16 protein-coding genes, 5 tRNA genes and 1 pseudogene are annotated in these 16,573 nt (G+C 31.7%); all 22 read left to right on the top strand.

Translation table 11 applies throughout. From position 1 onward, the window contains the following. The first annotated feature begins 93 nt into the window (after positions 1 to 93). The gene (locus N5A56_RS01795; RefSeq protein ID WP_265724046.1) at positions 94 to 321 is read left to right on the top strand and encodes a PspC domain-containing protein; all 228 of its coding nucleotides are present in this window, start codon (positions 94 to 96) and stop codon (positions 319 to 321) included. Between the two features lie 2 nt (positions 322 to 323). Continuing rightward, on the top strand, positions 324 to 1,322 hold the full coding sequence (locus N5A56_RS01790) for a potassium channel family protein (RefSeq protein WP_265724047.1): 999 nt from the start codon (positions 324 to 326) through the stop codon (positions 1,320 to 1,322). A gap of 1 nt (position 1,323) precedes the next feature. Then, on the top strand, positions 1,324 to 2,223 hold the full coding sequence (locus N5A56_RS01785) for an SDR family oxidoreductase (RefSeq protein ID WP_265724048.1): 900 nt from the start codon (positions 1,324 to 1,326) through the stop codon (positions 2,221 to 2,223). 88 nt (positions 2,224 to 2,311) lie between these two features. Further along, positions 2,312 to 3,937, top strand: a complete 1,626-nt coding sequence (locus N5A56_RS01780) for an alanine/glycine:cation symporter family protein (RefSeq protein WP_265724049.1) — start codon at positions 2,312 to 2,314, stop codon at positions 3,935 to 3,937. Positions 3,938 to 3,947: 10 nt separating this feature from the next. Then, on the top strand, positions 3,948 to 4,841 hold the full coding sequence (locus N5A56_RS01775; protein ID WP_265724050.1) for a ComEA family DNA-binding protein: 894 nt from the start codon (positions 3,948 to 3,950) through the stop codon (positions 4,839 to 4,841). Positions 4,842 to 4,860: 19 nt separating this feature from the next. Continuing rightward, on the top strand, positions 4,861 to 6,027 hold the full coding sequence (locus N5A56_RS01770; protein WP_265724051.1) for an acyl-CoA dehydrogenase family protein: 1,167 nt from the start codon (positions 4,861 to 4,863) through the stop codon (positions 6,025 to 6,027). 242 nt (positions 6,028 to 6,269) lie between these two features. Further along, positions 6,270 to 6,467: a 30S ribosomal protein S21 gene (gene rpsU, locus N5A56_RS01765; RefSeq protein ID WP_265724052.1), complete on the top strand. Its 198-nt coding sequence runs from the start codon at positions 6,270 to 6,272 to the stop codon at positions 6,465 to 6,467. Positions 6,468 to 6,557: 90 nt separating this feature from the next. Further along, positions 6,558 to 7,456: pseudogene (locus tag N5A56_RS01760) on the top strand (tyrosine-type recombinase/integrase). Between the two features lie 3 nt (positions 7,457 to 7,459). Next, a complete protein-coding gene (gene hpf, locus N5A56_RS01755; RefSeq protein ID WP_265724053.1) occupies positions 7,460 to 7,768 on the top strand; it encodes a ribosome hibernation-promoting factor, HPF/YfiA family in 309 nt (102 codons plus the stop codon). A gap of 108 nt (positions 7,769 to 7,876) precedes the next feature. After that, positions 7,877 to 7,950, top strand: a tRNA-Thr gene (locus tag N5A56_RS01750). A 42-nt stretch (positions 7,951 to 7,992) separates the two neighbouring features. Continuing rightward, positions 7,993 to 8,074: transfer RNA gene (locus tag N5A56_RS01745), tRNA-Tyr, on the top strand. Positions 8,075 to 8,087: 13 nt separating this feature from the next. Beyond that, positions 8,088 to 8,160 (top strand) — tRNA-Gly (locus N5A56_RS01740). 15 nt (positions 8,161 to 8,175) lie between these two features. After that, a tRNA-Thr gene (locus N5A56_RS01735) sits at positions 8,176 to 8,248 on the top strand. Positions 8,249 to 8,308: 60 nt separating this feature from the next. Continuing rightward, positions 8,309 to 9,496 carry an elongation factor Tu gene (tuf, locus tag N5A56_RS01730; RefSeq protein ID WP_265724054.1) on the top strand — a complete coding sequence of 396 codons (1,188 nt, stop codon included), beginning with the start codon at positions 8,309 to 8,311 and terminating at the stop codon, positions 9,494 to 9,496. Positions 9,497 to 9,572: 76 nt separating this feature from the next. Next, positions 9,573 to 9,644: transfer RNA gene (locus tag N5A56_RS01725), tRNA-Trp, on the top strand. 20 nt (positions 9,645 to 9,664) lie between these two features. Next, entirely contained in the window at positions 9,665 to 9,853 is a 189-nt protein-coding gene (gene secE / locus N5A56_RS01720; RefSeq protein WP_265724055.1) for a preprotein translocase subunit SecE, read from the top strand. A gap of 10 nt (positions 9,854 to 9,863) precedes the next feature. Next, entirely contained in the window at positions 9,864 to 10,412 is a 549-nt protein-coding gene (gene nusG / locus N5A56_RS01715) for a transcription termination/antitermination protein NusG (RefSeq protein WP_265724056.1), read from the top strand. Between the two features lie 75 nt (positions 10,413 to 10,487). After that, positions 10,488 to 10,925 carry a 50S ribosomal protein L11 gene (gene rplK / locus N5A56_RS01710; protein ID WP_265724057.1) on the top strand — a complete coding sequence of 146 codons (438 nt, stop codon included), beginning with the start codon at positions 10,488 to 10,490 and terminating at the stop codon, positions 10,923 to 10,925. Between the two features lie 20 nt (positions 10,926 to 10,945). Then, positions 10,946 to 11,635, top strand: coding sequence for a 50S ribosomal protein L1 (rplA, locus tag N5A56_RS01705; protein WP_158841575.1), 690 nt, complete (start codon positions 10,946 to 10,948; stop codon positions 11,633 to 11,635). A gap of 19 nt (positions 11,636 to 11,654) precedes the next feature. Next, positions 11,655 to 12,173: a 50S ribosomal protein L10 gene (gene rplJ / locus N5A56_RS01700; protein ID WP_265724058.1), complete on the top strand. Its 519-nt coding sequence runs from the start codon at positions 11,655 to 11,657 to the stop codon at positions 12,171 to 12,173. Between the two features lie 50 nt (positions 12,174 to 12,223). Then, complete coding sequence (rplL, locus tag N5A56_RS01695; RefSeq protein WP_265724059.1) at positions 12,224 to 12,598, top strand: 50S ribosomal protein L7/L12; 375 nt, start codon at positions 12,224 to 12,226, stop codon at positions 12,596 to 12,598. 147 nt (positions 12,599 to 12,745) lie between these two features. Next, the gene (gene rpoB / locus N5A56_RS01690; RefSeq protein WP_265724060.1) at positions 12,746 to 16,555 is read left to right on the top strand and encodes a DNA-directed RNA polymerase subunit beta; all 3,810 of its coding nucleotides are present in this window, start codon (positions 12,746 to 12,748) and stop codon (positions 16,553 to 16,555) included. Positions 16,556 to 16,573: the final 18 nt, after the last annotated feature.

The raw sequence follows: 16,573 nt of genomic DNA, 5'->3' as shown, positions 1-16,573 counted from the left end.
AACGCAAAGTTAATCAATATTAAATCAAATTTGATTGAAAAGTATTTAACAAATACAGAGAATATACTATCTTGCAATTAATAGAAACTACTAATGAATAATATGCATTCTTTTCGTCATTTTTTTGAAAGACATGGGTTTGGCGTTTTCTCAAGATTTGCTGATAAGCTAGGTATGCGTGCTAAGAATGTACGTATATTTTTTATTTACATTTCTTTTGTAACTGTGGGTTTGTCTTTTGGGTTATATTTAACTTTGGCTTTTTTATTAAGATTAAAAGATATGATTTACACCAAAAGAAGCTCTGTTTTTGATCTATAGTTATGAGAATTTTAGATTCCAAAATAAATAAAATTTTAGTTTTAGTTGCTTCTATTATGTCAATAGGGACTATTGGTTATATGGGGTTATCTCATTATTCTTTTGTAGATGCTTTGTATATGACCGTTATTACGGTAACTACTGTTGGTTTTGGAGAAGTTAGACCTTTTTCTCCAGAAGAGAAGGTGTTTACAATTTTTTTAATTTTAACAAGTATTACGGTTTTTGGTTATGCAGTTTCTGCGTTTTCAGAATATTTAGTTAGTGGAAAATTATTTGATCATTTTAAACATAAAAAAGTGGAAAAACAAATAGGTAAATTAGAAGGGCATACTATTGTTTGTGGATATGGTAGAAATGGAAAACAAGCAATTTTAAAACTTAGAAATTATAATAAAAAATTTGTTGTAATAGAAAATGAGAAAGAAATAATAGATTTTTTAGATTCAGAAGATATACTTAATGTTCAAGGAGATGCTACTACAGATGAGGTTTTGTTAAACGCTGGAATTAAAAAAGCAGCTAATCTAATAACTGCTTTACCTTCGGATGCAGATAATTTATTTGTAGTTTTAAGTGCAAGACAATTAAATGCTCATTGTACTATTATAAGTAGGGCATCTAAAGAGAGTTCATATAGTAAGTTAAAAATTGCAGGAGCGGATAATGTGATTATGCCAGATAAATTAGGAGGTAATCACATGGCGTCTTTAGTTACCACACCAGATGTTATAGAGTTTGTAGATAGACTTACTATAGAAGGTGAAACAACAGCAAATTTAGAGGAAATCGATGTAAATGAGTTGCCTAAAAAATATTTGAATAAAACAATTTTAGATTTAGATTTACGAAGACAAACAGGTTGTACGGTAATCGGGTTTAAAAATCCGGATAAAGATTATATTATAAATCCGGAGGCAGATTCAATTCTTATTAAAGATTCTCATTTAATAGTTTTAGGTAGACCAGAACAAATTACAAAACTAAGGCAATTATTCTAAGATGATAAAAGTAGTTATTACTGGTAGCAATGGATTGTTAGGGCAATCTTTATTAAACTTATTGCTTAAAGAAAAAGAGAAGTATCAAATTTTTGGTTTTTCAAGAGGAAAAAATAGAAGTGGTAGAGATGATTTTAACTATGTAAGTATAGATATTACAGAAGAACCAAATTTAAAAAGCCAATTACAATGCATTCAACCAAACTTTATTATTAACACAGCTGCAATGACGCAAGTTGATGATTGCGAAAATAATAAAGAAAATTGTGATTTGTTAAATGTAACAGTTGTAAAATGGTTAGCTGAAGTTTCTAATGAAATAAATGCTCATTTAATTCATCTTTCTACAGATTTTATTTTTGATGGAGTAAAAGGAAACTATAAAGAAACTGATACAGCAAACCCTTTAAGTTATTACGGACTATCGAAATTAAAGTCTGAAGAGGTTTTAGTAAAATCTAAAATAGACTTTACTATTATTAGAACAATTTTGGTATATGGTAAAGTGTTTGATATGAGTAGAAGTAACATTGTTCTTTGGGTTAAGCAAATGTTAGAAGACAAAAAAGAAATTACAATTGTAAACGATCAATATAGAGCGCCAACATATGTAGAAGATTTAGCGCTTGCTTGTAAAATTTCTATGGATAAAAAAGCGCAAGGTATTTATCATATTTCTTCAAATACCCTTTTAAGTGTTTATGAAATAGCGCAACAAATAGCAGCTACTTTCAACTTAGATAAAAGTTTGATAAAGCCTATTTCTACTTCCACTTTAAATCAGATAGCGCCAAGACCAGCAAAAACTGGTTTTAATTTAACCAAAACAAATAAAGAGCTTAATTTTTATCCAAAATCTTTTAAAGAAGATTTACAGAAATTTAAAGAAACGTTAATATAAAAATCACTTTTAACGCTCAAAAGTTGTCAAAACTTCATTTTTTTATGATATTGCGCTTTACTAATTGAAAAACTAACAATAAAATATCATGAAGAAAAAACTTCTTTCGTTGCTTTTATTAGCAATTCCAATGTTAACATTTGCACAAGAAAAAGGATTAGATCAGAAAATTGACGAGGCTTTTCAGCCAATTTCATCTTTTTTTAACGATATAATTTTCTTTCCAATCTATAAAAGCGATAGTTTAGAAATTCCTTTTGTATTAGTTTTACTAGTAGGAAGTGCCTTGTTTTTTACATTATATTTTAAGTTTCCAAATATTTTCCATTTTAAAACTGCAATTAATGTTGTAAGAGGTAAGTATGATGAATTAGATGAAGGTCATGGAGCTGGTAATTCTGAGTTAGCTATTGATGGAGATATTGCAGATACTATTAGAGATGAAAGTGAAGAAGGTGAAGTTACACATTTCCAGGCTTTAGCAACTGCTGTTTCCGGAACAGTAGGTAATGGTAATATTGCTGGTGTTGCATTAGCAATCGCATTAGGTGGTCCAGGAGCAACATTTTGGATGGTTATATGTGGGTTATTAGGAATGTCAACAAAATTTGTTGAATGTACATTAGGTGTTCAATATAGAGATGTTGGAGAAGATGGTACTATTTATGGAGGACCTATGTATTATATAAGTAAAGGTTTAAAAGAAAGAGGTTTTGAAATGATTGGTAAAGTTGCAGCGGTAATTTTTGCAATCTTTTGTATTGGAGGATCTTTTGGAGGAGGGAATGCTGCTCAATCTAATCAAGCCACTGTAGTTTTAAAAGAATTATTAGGGTTAGAAAGTACTGCTGCTGGAGCAATAATTGGTGTTGTTTTAGCTATTTTAGTAGGTATTATAATTATTGGAGGTATCAAGAGAATAGCTCAAGTTACAGAAAAAGTTGTGCCATTAATGGCTGTAATGTATTTGTTGGCTTGTTTGTATATTCTAGGAGCAAACTTCTCTTTAGTAGATGATGCTTTTGCTTTAATTTTTAAAGAAGCATTTAATCCAACTGCAATTGGTGTTGGAGGTTTTATAGGTGTTTTATTGGTAGGGTTTAAAAGAGCAGCTTTTTCGAATGAAGCTGGAGCAGGTTCTGCTTCTATTGCACACTCAGCTGTTAAAACTAAATACTCAGCTTCTGAAGGTTTAGTAGCTTTATTAGAGCCTTTTATAGATACTGTTGTAATTTGTACAATGACTGCTTTAGTTATTATTATTTTTAATTTTGGTGGTGATGCATCTGGTGCTACAATTTTCCAGTACGGAGGAGATGGAGCAGGAGCTGTGATGATAGATGGTGTTGCTTATGAAGGAGCAGGAATTACATCAAAAGCATTTGCGGCATATATCCCTTATTCTAATGTGTTTTTAACTGTTGCAGTTGTTTTGTTTGCGGTTTCAACAATGATATCTTGGTCTTATTATGGTTTACAGTCATGGAAATTTTTATTTGGTAGAGGTAAAAAAGCGGATTTAACATACAAATTATTATTCTTATTATTTGTAGTTATTGGAGCAGCTGCTAGTATGAAATCTATTTGGGATTTCTCTGATGCAATGATTTTTGCAATGGTGTTTCCTAATATGATTGGATTGTATTTCTTATTCCCAGTTGTTAAAAAACAATTAAAAAGATATACAGATGCTATTAAAACAATGAAAGCATAAAAAATAATTTATGAAAATATTTAAATCCCATTTCTGGTATAATAAAAGCCAAAGAAATGGGGTTTTTTTGTTGGTGCTACTCATAATAGTTCTCCAAGTATTAATTTTTTCTGATGTCTTTTTTTTAGATGAAACAGATGATATAAATCAACCAAAATTATTAGCTTTTCAAAAACAAATAGATAGCTTAAAAGCAATAGAAATTGAAAATAGAAAACCTAAAATTTATCCATTTAATCCAAACTACATTACAGATTATAAGGGAGAACAGTTAGGAATGTCTTTAAAAGAAATCGACAGGCTTCTGGCTTTTAGAAAAACTAATAAATTTGTAAATTCTAAACAAGAATTTCAAAAGGTAACTAAGATTTCTGATAGCTTACTGAATAAAATTTCACCTTATTTTAAATTTCCAGATTGGGTTGTGAAAAGAAATCAACAAAAGGGAAAAAATAATTACAATTTTAATAAGTATAAGAATGCAAATAAAAAAATAGTAGTTTCTACAACAGATATCAATAAAGCTTCTGCAGAAGATTTTAAAACTATAAGTGGTATTGGTTCAGCATTTTCAAAAAGAATAATTAAATATCGAACAAAACTTCAAGGGTTTTCTTTAGAGAGTCAATTATTCGAAGTTTGGGGTTTAGAAAAAGAAGTTGTAGAAAAAGTTTTATCAACCTTTAAAATTGTTGAAAAACCAATCATTCAAAAAATAAATGTAAATACAGTTGAATTTAAACAACTACTTAAAAACCCTTATATAAATTACGAACTTTGTAAGAGGATTTTTAATTATAGAGATGAAGTTGCTGAGCTTCAAAACATATCAGAATTAAAAAATATCAAAGACTTTCCTTTAGATAAATATGATAGAATAATCTTATATTTGTCAGCTGAATAAACAAACAACTAACTAGCTTATGAACAGTATGTATTTTACTGAAGAGCATGAAGTATTTCGTGCAAGTTTTAAAGAATTTTTACAAAAAGAAGTAGTTCCTCATATTGATAAATGGGAAGAAACAGGAACTATAGAACGTTTCATTTGGAAGAAATTCGGAGAAATGGGTTATTTTGGTTTAAATACTCCAGAAGAATTTGGTGGAATGGGTTTAGATCTTTTTTACACAGTAATTTTCTTAGAAGAACTGCAAAAGATAAATTCAGGAGGATTTGCAGCTGCAATGTGGGCTCATGAATATTTAGCAATGACACATCTAAATAAAGAAGGTGATGATTTTATTAAAAATAAATATTTAACTCCAAGTGTAGAAGGAGATATGATTGGTTGCTTGTGTATTACAGAGCCCTTTGGAGGTTCTGATGTTGCAGGAATGCGTTCTACAGCAATTAAAAAAGGAGATAAATATATTTTAAACGGGTCAAAAACGTTCATTACAAACGGAATTTATTCAGATTATTTAGTTGTTGCTGCAAAAACAGATCCTTCAGATAAATATAAAGGAATCAGTATTTTTGTGGTAGATAGAGCAGCAAAAGGAGTGTCAGCTACCAAATTAGATAAATTAGGTTGGAGAGCATCTGATACTGGAGAAATAGCTTTTGATAACGTAGAAATTCCCGTCGAAAACTTAATGGGCGAAGAAGGGAAAGGTTTTCCTTATATTATGCAGCATTTTGCACTAGAAAGATTAATAATGGGTGTTAATGCACATGCTAGAGCAGAATATGCAGTTGAGTATACGTTAAAATATATGCAAGAAAGAGTAGCCTTTGGGAAATCATTAGACAAATTTCAGGTTTTAAGACACAAAATTGCAGAAATGGCAAGTAGAGTAGATATGTGTAGGGAATATAATTATTCTATTACTAAGCGTTTGAATGATGGGCAATATGTTGTTAAAGAGGCTAGTATGTCTAAGTTGTTGTCTACAAAGATGGCTGATGAAGTAATTTATGATGCTCTACAAATGTTAGGAGGATATGGGTATATGGAAGATTATCCAATGGCGCGTTTGTTAAGAGATAGTAGATTGGGGCCTATTGGAGGTGGTACTTCTGAAATATTAAAAGAGATTATCGCAAAAATGGTAATAGATAATAAGGAGTATAAACCAGCAACTTAAAATAAATTAGTACAATTTAGTTAAGTTGGATAAAAATTAAGAATATCATTTTTGAAATTTTGAATTTCGGAAATGATATTTTTTATTCTTTCTACATCGATTAATTTATCATTTGTAAAATAAATTAATTTAATGAATTGTCATTTCATAATTTGTAATTACATTTGCAGTCCAAAAAATAAAATCAATAGTTTAATTACTATTCAAAATATGCAAGATACTATGAAGGGAGGTGCCAACTTATGTTAATTATACCTGTAAAAGAAGGAGAGAATATCGATAGAGCTTTAAAACGTTATAAAAGAAAATTCGATCGTACTAAAACGATGAAAAACTTACGTGCTAGAAAGAACTTTACTAAACCTTCAGTAGCTAATAGAGCTCAAAGAATTAAAGCTTCTTACGTTCAACGTTTAAGAACACAAGAAGAAGTAGGTTAGTAATACCACTTTTTAAAATTTAAATCTCGTAATGAATTTTCATTACGAGATTTTTTTATGCACTATTTTTTGTAGTTTTACCTTAAATTAATAAAAGATAATTTGATAGATTCATTTTTTGACTACTTATTGTTAGAGAAAAAATATTCTGTACATACTATAACAGCATATAAAAATGACTTAGCTAATTTTAAGAGTTTTATAATAATCGAATTCGAAGAGAAAGATCTATTAAAGGTTAATTACCATCAAATAAGAAGTTGGATTGTTTATTTAGTCGAAAGTAAAGTTTCAAATAGAACAATTAATAGAAAAGTAAGTTCTTTAAAATCGTTTTATAAATTTCTTCAAAAGAGTGAGCAGATTTTTATAAACCCCTTGTCTAAGCACAAGGCCCTAAAAGAGACTAAAAAAATACAGGTCCCATTTACATCAAAAGAAATTAATTTAGTTATTGATAAAATTGATGAGTTAGATAGTTTTGAGTCTGTAAGAGATAAATTAATTGTAGAGTTGTTTTATTCTACGGGGATAAGAAGAGCAGAATTAATTAATCTAAAAGAAAAAAATGTTAATAAATCTAGTGGTGTTATTAAGGTCTTAGGAAAAAGAGATAAAGAACGTTTTGTGCCTCTTTTGCAATCTGTTGAAGTAACTCTAAATAGATATTTGGAATTAAAAAAAGAATTTAACTTAGGTTTAGAAGAGCTTTTTATAACAAAGAATGGAAATAAAATTTATGAAACTCTTGTTTACAGAATTATAAATTCATACTTTAGTAACGTCTCTTCGAAAGTAAAAAAAGCCCCCATATTCTAAGGCATTCTTTTGCTACACATTTATTAAATGAAGGAGCAGATTTAAATTCAGTTAAAGAATTGCTAGGGCATTCCTCTTTAGCTTCAACTCAAGTCTATACACATAATAGTCTTGATGCTATAAAAAAAGTATATAACCAAGCTCACCCTAGGGGCGATAAAAAAGAATGATTTATGAAAGTATTCACACAATCAGTTAACTTTAATGCAGATAATGAATTAATACAATTTGCAGAAAAGAAAGTGGGTTCGTTAACTAAGTATCATGATAAGATAGTCGATGCAGAGGTTTTTTTAAAAGTTCAAAACACAAGTGATAAAGAAAATAAAATAACAGAAGTTAAAATCAATATTCCTGGAAGTGAATTAATTGTTAAAAGAGAGACTAAAACCTTTGAAGAAGGTGTAAACTCTGCTGTAGATAATTTAAAGAGGCAGTTAAAAAGGTCTAAGGAAAAACATAGGGATTCGCTAATTTCATAAAAAGCGAAAAAAAGTAAAAAAAATAATAGTAAATAGTTTTAGAATTTAAAAAAAACTTTATACATTTGCAATCCGTTAGAAATAGCGGGTTGTTTTTTTGCAACAAAAGCCGATGTAGCTCAGCTGGCTAGAGCAGCTGATTTGTAATCAGCAGGTCGTGGGTTCGAGTCCCTCCATCGGCTCAAAAAGAGTAAAATATAAGTTCATTAAAATAGTAAATTAAAGGGGAGATACTCAAGCGGCCAACGAGGACGGACTGTAACTCCGTTGACTACGTCTTCGCAGGTTCGAATCCTGCTCTCCCCACAATTTACATATTGCGAAAGTAGCTCAGTTGGTAGAGCGTCAGCCTTCCAAGCTGAATGTCGCCGGTTCGAACCCGGTCTTTCGCTCAAAAATATCAACAAGCCGGTGTAGCTCAGTTGGTAGAGCGCATCCTTGGTAGGGATGAGGTCGTGGGTTCAAGTCCCATCGCTGGCTCATTTAATACGTATTATTAGACACTAAATATATTTAAACTAAGAATTAAAATTAATAATTATGGCAAAAGGAACTTTTGACCGTTCGAAACCACACTTAAACATTGGTACTATCGGACACGTAGATCACGGTAAAACAACTTTAACTGCGGCTATTACTAAAGTATTAGCTGATGCAGGATTCTCTGAAGCTAGATCTTTTGATCAGATTGATAATGCTCCAGAAGAAAAAGAAAGAGGTATTACAATTAACACTTCACATGTTGAGTATCAAACTCAGAATCGTCATTACGCTCACGTAGACTGTCCAGGTCACGCGGATTACGTAAAGAACATGGTTACTGGTGCTGCTCAAATGGATGGTGCAATTTTAGTTGTTGCTGCAACTGATGGGCCAATGCCTCAAACTAGAGAGCATATCTTATTAGGTCGTCAGGTAGGAATTCCTCGTATGGTTGTTTTCTTGAATAAAGTTGACATGGTAGATGATGAGGAGTTGTTAGAGTTAGTTGATATGGAGGTAAGAGAATTGTTGTCTTTCTATGAGTATGATGGAGATAATGGTCCTGTTGTTTCAGGTTCTGCTTTAGGAGCTTTAAATGGTGAAGAAAAATGGGTTAATACTGTTCTAGAATTAATGGAGCAAGTTGATGCTTGGATTGAAGAGCCTTTAAGAGAGGTTGATAAAGATTTCTTAATGCCTGTTGAAGATGTATTTTCAATTACTGGTCGTGGAACTGTAGCTACAGGTCGTATCGAAACTGGAATTGCTAATACTGGTGATGTTGTTGATATTATTGGTATGGGAGCTGAAAAAATGACTTCTACTATTACTGGTATTGAAATGTTCCGTCAAATCTTAGATAGAGGTGAGGCAGGAGATAATGCAGGTATCTTATTAAGAGGTATTGCAAAAGAAGATATAAAAAGAGGAATGGTAATCTGTAAGCCAGGTTCTGTAACTCCACATGCTAAGTTTAAAGCAGAGGTTTATGTTTTGAAAAAAGAAGAAGGTGGACGTCATACTCCATTCCATAATAATTACCGTCCTCAGTTCTATGTAAGAACTACAGACGTAACAGGTACAATTAATTTACCTGATGGAGTTGAAATGGTAATGCCAGGAGATAACTTAACAATTACTGTAGACTTAATTCAAGCAATTGCATTAAATGTAGGTTTACGTTTCGCTATCCGTGAAGGTGGTAGAACTGTAGGTGCAGGTCAGGTAACTGAATTATTAGACTAATATTTATTAGTTTGTTAATCAATAAATTATAAGGGTGTTCCGTTTTTAACGGAACGCCTTTAATAATGAATAAAATACGGGCGTAGTTCAGCGGTAGAGCACTGGTCTCCAAAACCAGCTGTCGGGAGTTCGAATCTCTCCGCCCGTGCAATAAAACATAATAGTAAGATGAACTTTATACAATATATTAAAGATTCTTTTGAGGAGTTAAACAACCACATGACGTGGATTTCAAAAGAAGATGCACAAAAATCAACAGTTACAGTAGCTGTGTTTACAATTGTATTCGCTTTAGCTGTAGCTGGTATTGATTATGTTTTTCAAACTGGATTAGATAACTTTTTCAAATTATTTTAAGAAATAAATTATGGCTGATTCAGTAATGAAATGGTATGTTGTAAGAGCCATTGGAGGACAAGAGAATAAAGTGAAAGCTTATATAGAAACTGAAATTTCTAGAGTAGGTCTGTCAGATTATGTGAGTCAAGTAATTGTGCCTACTGAAAAAGTAGTGCAAATAAGAAACGGAAAAAAAGTTAATAGAGAAAGAGCTTTTTTTCCTGGTTATATAATGGTTGAGGCTAATCTTTCAGGAGAAGTTCCTCACGTTATTAGAGCAATAACAGGAGTTATCGGGTTTTTAGGAGAGGTAAAAGGTGGAGAGCCTGTACCAATGCGTAAATCTGAAGTTAACAGAATGTTAGGTAAAGTAGATGAGCTTTCTGTTCAAGACGAAAATATTGCAATCCCTTTTAATGTAGGAGAAACAGTAAAAGTTGTAGATGGTCCTTTTAATGGGTTTGACGGGACAATTGAGAAAGTAAACGAAGAAAAGCGTAAACTTGAAGTAATGGTGAAAATCTTTGGAAGAAAAACACCTTTAGAATTGAGTTATATGCAAGTAGATAAGATATAATTGTTACACAAATATTATATATAACGATTTGTTTTTAAGCTTCCAAATTTAAAACAAATCATTAAACATTTTAAAATGGCAAAAGAAGTTAGTAAAGTAGTTAAGTTACAAGTAAGGGGAGGCGCAGCGAATCCATCGCCGCCGGTTGGACCCGCTTTAGGAGCTGCTGGTGTTAACATTATGGAGTTCTGTAAACAGTTTAATGCAAGATCGCAAGATAAGCAAGGTAAAGTTTTACCTGTTGTTATTACTGTTTATAAAGACAAATCGTTTGATTTTGTTGTAAAAACTCCTCCTGCAGCAGTTCAGTTACTAGAAGCGGCCAAAATTAAAAAAGGTTCAGGTGAACCAAACAGAAAAAAAGTAGCATCAGTTACTTGGGATCAAATTAAAGTTATTGCAGAAGACAAAATGGTAGATTTAAATGCCTTTGAAATTTCTTCAGCAATGCGTATGATTGCAGGTACAGCTCGTTCAATGGGATTAACAGTAAAAGGTGATGCACCAGCATAAACTTTATAAAAAGTAGTAAAATGGCAAAATTAACAAAAAAGCAAAAAGAAGCTTACGCAAAAGTAGATAGCTCTAAATCTTATGATTTAGCAGCGGCTTCAGCGCTAGTCAAAGACATTACTAATGTAAAGTTTGACGCGTCAGTAGATTTAGCTATACGTTTAGGAGTAGATCCTCGTAAAGCAAATCAAATGGTTCGTGGTGTAGTAACATTACCTCATGGAACAGGAAAGGATGTAAAAGTTTTAGCATTAGTTACACCAGATAAAGAAGCAGAAGCTACAGCAGCAGGTGCAGATTATGTTGGTTTAGATGAATACCTTCAGAAGATTAAAGGTGGTTGGACTGATGTAGATGTAATAATTACTATGCCTAGTGTTATGGGTAAATTAGGTCCTTTAGGTAGAATTTTAGGTCCTAGAGGTTTAATGCCTAACCCAAAAACAGGTACAGTAACTATGGATGTTGCTAAAGCTGTTACAGATGTAAAAGCTGGTAAAATCGATTTTAAAGTTGATAAAACTGGTATCGTTCATGCTGCAATTGGAAAAGTATCATTTGATGCTAAGAAAATTGAAGAAAATGCAAACGAATTAATACAAACTATTATTAAATTGAAACCAACAACTGCAAAAGGAACGTATGTAAAAAGCGTTTTTATGTCTAGTACTATGAGTCCTAGTATAGCTGTTGAGGTGAAAACTGTTTAATACGTTAAAACTTATAATTATGACTAGAGAAGAGAAATCACAAGTAATACAAGATTTAACAGCGGTATTAGCAGATACAAACACTTTATATTTAGCAGATATTTCTGGATTAGATGCACAAACTACATCTAATTTACGTAGAGCTTGTTTTAAAGCAGGTGTACAGTTATCAGTTGTTAAAAATACATTACTTGCAAAAGCAATGGAAGCTTCAGATAAAGAATTTGGAGACTTACCAACAGTATTAAAAGGTAATACATCAATGATGATTTCTGAAGCAGCAAATGCTCCAGCAAAATTAATCAAAGAATTCAGAAAGAAAACTAAAGATAGACCTTTATTAAAAGGAGCTTTCGCAGAAGAATCTGTATATATTGGAGATGATCAATTAGATGCCTTAGTAGATATTAAATCTAGAGAGGAATTAATTGGTGAAATCATTGGATTATTACAATCACCAGCTAAAAATGTTATTTCAGCATTACAATCAGGTGGTCAGACACTTTCAGGTATTATTAAAACTTTATCTGAAAAATAATTACGCGCACAAATAAACTATAATAAACAAAATTTTTAAAAACAATTAAAATGGCAGAATTAAAAGATTTCGCAGAGCAATTAGTTAACTTAACAGTAAAAGAAGTTAATGAATTAGCTACTATTTTAAAAGATGAATATGGTATTGAGCCAGCAGCAGCAGCAGTAGCAGTAGCAGGTCCAGCAGCAGGTGGAGATGATGCAGCAGAAGAGCAAACTGAATTTGATGTTATCTTAACAGCAGCAGGTGGTTCTAAATTAGCAGTTGTAAAATTAGTTAAAGAATTAACTGGTTTAGGTTTAAAAGAAGCTAAAGGTATCGTAGATAGTGCTCCTGCAGCAGTTAAAGAAGGTGTAACTAAAGATGAGGCAGAAGGTCTTAAAAAATCTTTAGAAGAAGCTGGAGCTGAGGTAGAGCTTAAGTAAGCTACAACTCCCGACTAAGTTAAGGCATAGCGGGATAACAAATTTAGGTTTAGGTACTAAGAACTTTTTGTTTTTAGACCTAAACCATTTTGTGTATATATTCGTTTTTTATTTTTATTCAGATTTTAATCAAAAAAATATTCTCTTTTGGCAACGAAAAACACTACTGAAAGAATCAACTTCGCTACTTCTCAAATGATAAAGGAGTATCCAGACTTTTTGGATATTCAGGTAAAATCTTTTCAAGATTTTTTCCAACTTCAAACTAAGGCAGAAGAAAGAGGTGAAGAAGGTTTGTACAAAACCTTCATGGATAACTTTCCAATTACAGATACAAGAAATCAATTCGTTTTAGAATTTTTAGATTACTTCGTAGATCCACCAAGATATTCTATTCAAGAATGTATTGAGAGAGGTCTTACTCATAGTGTACCTTTAAAGGCACGTCTAAAACTGTACTGTACAGATCCAGAACACGAAGATTTCGAAACAATTGTACAAGATGTTTATCTTGGTACAATACCTTATATGACAAACTCAGGTACCTTTGTAATTAATGGTGCAGAGCGTGTTGTAGTTTCACAGTTACACAGATCACCAGGTGTATTCTTTGGACAATCTTTCCATGCAAATGGTACAAAATTATACTCTGCAAGAGTTATTCCTTTTAAAGGATCTTGGATAGAGTTTGCTACCGATATCAATCAAGTTATGTATGCTTATATTGATAGAAAGAAAAAATTACCAGTAACAACATTATTCAGAGCTATCGGTTTTGAAAGAGATAAAGATATTTTAGAAATTTTTGACCTTGCAGAAGAAGTTAAAGTTTCTAAAGCTGGATTAAAAAAAGTATTAGGTCGAAAATTGGCTGCTAGAGTTTTAAAAACTTGGCATGAAGATTTTGTAGATGAAGATACTGGTGAAGTTGTATCTATCGAAAGAAATGAAATAATTTTTGATCGTGATACTATTTTAGATAAAGAACATATTGACGAAATAATAGAAGCAGGTGCTAAAACCGTTTTACTTCATAAGGAGGATAACGATATGGCAGATTATGCTATTATTCACAATACATTACAAAAAGATCCTACGAATTCAGAAAAAGAAGCAGTAGAACACATCTATAGGCAACTACGTAATGCAGAACCGCCAGATGAAGAGACTGCAAGAGGTATTATCGATAAATTGTTCTTTTCTGAACAAAGATATAATTTAGGTGAAGTTGGTCGTTTTAGAATGAACACTAAACTTCAATTAAATGAGCCTATTGATCAAAAGGTATTAACAAAGTTAGATATTATAACTATTATTAAATATTTAATTGAGTTAATCAACTCTAAAGCAGAAGTTGATGATATTGATCACTTATCAAACAGACGTGTAAGAACTGTTGGTGAGCAATTAGCAGGTCAGTTTGGTGTTGGTTTAGCTCGTATGGCTAGAACAATTCGTGAACGTATGAATGTACGTGATAATGAAGTGTTTACTCCTATCGATTTAATTAATGCTAAAACGTTATCATCTGTAATTAACTCATTTTTTGGTACAAACCAATTATCTCAGTTTATGGATCAAACAAATCCATTAGCAGAGATTACTCATAAGCGTAGATTATCTGCACTTGGACCTGGTGGTTTATCAAGAGAAAGAGCTGGTTTTGAGGTGCGTGATGTTCACTATACTCATTATGGTCGTTTATGTCCTATTGAAACTCCAGAGGGACCAAATATTGGTCTAATTTCATCTCTTGCAGTTTTTGCAAAAGTGAATAACTTAGGTTTTATTGAGACTCCATATAGAAAAGTTGAAAACGGAATTGTATCAACAGAAGAACCAATCTATTTAAGTGCTGAAGAAGAAGAAGGTATGAAAACTGCCCAATCTAATTTAGAATTAAATGAAGACAGTTCTATTGTTTTAGATAGAGTTATTGCTAGAGAAGAAGGTGATTTCCCTGTTGTTACTCCAGATCAAATTAATTTAATGGATGTTGCCCCTAATCAAATTGCATCTATATCTGCATCTTTAATTCCATTTTTGGAACATGATGATGCCAATAGAGCATTGATGGGATCTAACATGATGCGTCAAGCAGTTCCATTATTAAGACCAGAATCTCCAATTGTTGGTACTGGTTTAGAACGTAGAGTTGCAAAAGATTCTCGTATTCTTATAAATGCAGAAGGTGCAGGTGAAGTAACTTATGTAGATGCTAATAAAATTACAATTAAGTATGATAGAACTGAAGAAGAAAAACTAGTAAGTTTTGATACAGATGAAGTTTCATATAACTTAATTAAGTTTAGAAAAACGAATCAAGGAACTAATATTAACTTAAAACCTATTGTACAAAGAGGTGATAGAGTTGAAGAAGGACAGGTTCTTTGTGAGGGTTATGCAACACAAAAAGGAGAATTAGCTTTAGGTAGAAATATGAAAGTAGCCTTTATGCCTTGGAAAGGGTATAACTTTGAGGATGCAATTGTAATTTCTGAAAAAGTAGTTCGTGAAGATATATTTACATCTATTCATATTGATGAGTATTCTTTAGATGTTAGAGATACAAAATTAGGAACTGAAGAGTTAACTAATGATATTCCTAACGTTTCTGAAGAAGCTACTAAAGATTTAGATGAAAATGGAATGATAAGAATTGGAGCAGAAGTAAATCCAGGTGATATCTTAATTGGTAAAATTACACCTAAAGGAGAATCTGATCCAACTCCAGAAGAAAAATTATTACGTGCAATTTTTGGAGATAAAGCAGGTGATGTAAAAGATGCATCATTAAAAGCTTCTCCATCTTTAAGAGGTGTAGTAATTGATAAGAAATTATTTAAGAGAGCTTTAAAAGATAAAAATAAGAGATTAAGAGATAAAGAAGCAGTTGCTACTTTAGAAGGATCTTTTGTTTCTAAATTTGAAGGATTAAAAGACGAATTAATAGAAAAATTATTCACTTTAATTAGTGGAAAAACTTCTCAAGGAGTATTTAATGATTTAGGTGAGGAAGTTTTACCAAAAGGTAAAAAATATACGCTAAAAATGTTAAATTCAGTAGATGATTATGTGCATTTAACTGGTTCTTGGACTACAGATAAAGATTTAAATGATTTAGTAGGTGAATTAGTTCACAATTACAAAATTAAAGTTAATGATTTACAAGGTTCACTACGTCGTCAAAAGTTTACAATTTCTGTAGGTGATGAGTTACCAGCAGGTATTTTAAAATTAGCTAAAATTTATATCGCTAAAAAACGTAAGTTAAAAGTAGGTGATAAAATGGCAGGACGTCATGGAAATAAAGGTATTGTTGCTCGTATTGTTAGAGCTGAAGATATGCCATTCTTAGAAGATGGAACTCCTGTAGATATCGTCTTGAACCCATTAGGTGTACCATCTCGTATGAATATTGGTCAGATTTATGAAACTGTTCTTGGTTGGGCAGGTCAAAAATTAAACACTAAATATGCAACACCAATTTTTGATGGAGCATCTTTAGAGCAAATCAATGGAATTACTGATGAAGCAGGTGTGCCAAGATTTGGACATACTCACTTATATGATGGTGGAACAGGAAAACGTTTCGATCAGCCAGCTACAGTTGGTATTATTTATATGATTAAGTTAGGTCACATGATTGAAGATAAAATGCATGCGCGTTCTATTGGACCTTATTCTTTAATAACACAACAACCGTTAGGAGGTAAAGCTCAGTTTGGTGGTCAGCGTTTTGGAGAGATGGAAGTTTGGGCACTTGAAGCATATGGTGCATCAAGTATCTTAAGGGAAATCTTAACTGTAAAATCTGATGACGTAATGGGGAGAGCCAAAACATACGAAAGTATTGTTAAAGGTGAAACTATGCCAGAACCTGGTTTACCAGAATCATTTAACGTATTAATGCATGAACTTAAAGGTTTAGGTTTAGACGTTAGGTTAGAAGAATAACAAAATTGATTTAAGAAG

Source organism: Polaribacter ponticola (assembly GCF_026191475.2).
Lineage (GTDB): Bacteria > Bacteroidota > Bacteroidia > Flavobacteriales > Flavobacteriaceae > Polaribacter > Polaribacter ponticola.
Note: the sequence above shows the minus strand (reverse complement) of the source record. Positions and strands in the feature narration are given on the sequence as shown.

Coding starts and splice junctions, on each gene's coding strand:
- N5A56_RS01795 (WP_265724046.1), top strand. CDS start 94: ATGAATAATATGCATTCTTTTCGTCATTTTTTTGAAAGACATGGGTTT.
- N5A56_RS01790 (WP_265724047.1), top strand. CDS start 324: ATGAGAATTTTAGATTCCAAAATAAATAAAATTTTAGTTTTAGTTGCT.
- N5A56_RS01785 (WP_265724048.1), top strand. CDS start 1,324: ATGATAAAAGTAGTTATTACTGGTAGCAATGGATTGTTAGGGCAATCT.
- N5A56_RS01780 (WP_265724049.1), top strand. CDS start 2,312: ATGAAGAAAAAACTTCTTTCGTTGCTTTTATTAGCAATTCCAATGTTA.
- N5A56_RS01775 (WP_265724050.1), top strand. CDS start 3,948: ATGAAAATATTTAAATCCCATTTCTGGTATAATAAAAGCCAAAGAAAT.
- N5A56_RS01770 (WP_265724051.1), top strand. CDS start 4,861: ATGAACAGTATGTATTTTACTGAAGAGCATGAAGTATTTCGTGCAAGT.
- rpsU (WP_265724052.1), top strand. CDS start 6,270: ATGTTAATTATACCTGTAAAAGAAGGAGAGAATATCGATAGAGCTTTA.
- hpf (WP_265724053.1), top strand. CDS start 7,460: ATGAAAGTATTCACACAATCAGTTAACTTTAATGCAGATAATGAATTA.
- tuf (WP_265724054.1), top strand. CDS start 8,309: ATGGCAAAAGGAACTTTTGACCGTTCGAAACCACACTTAAACATTGGT.
- secE (WP_265724055.1), top strand. CDS start 9,665: ATGAACTTTATACAATATATTAAAGATTCTTTTGAGGAGTTAAACAAC.
- nusG (WP_265724056.1), top strand. CDS start 9,864: ATGGCTGATTCAGTAATGAAATGGTATGTTGTAAGAGCCATTGGAGGA.
- rplK (WP_265724057.1), top strand. CDS start 10,488: ATGGCAAAAGAAGTTAGTAAAGTAGTTAAGTTACAAGTAAGGGGAGGC.
- rplA (WP_158841575.1), top strand. CDS start 10,946: ATGGCAAAATTAACAAAAAAGCAAAAAGAAGCTTACGCAAAAGTAGAT.
- rplJ (WP_265724058.1), top strand. CDS start 11,655: ATGACTAGAGAAGAGAAATCACAAGTAATACAAGATTTAACAGCGGTA.
- rplL (WP_265724059.1), top strand. CDS start 12,224: ATGGCAGAATTAAAAGATTTCGCAGAGCAATTAGTTAACTTAACAGTA.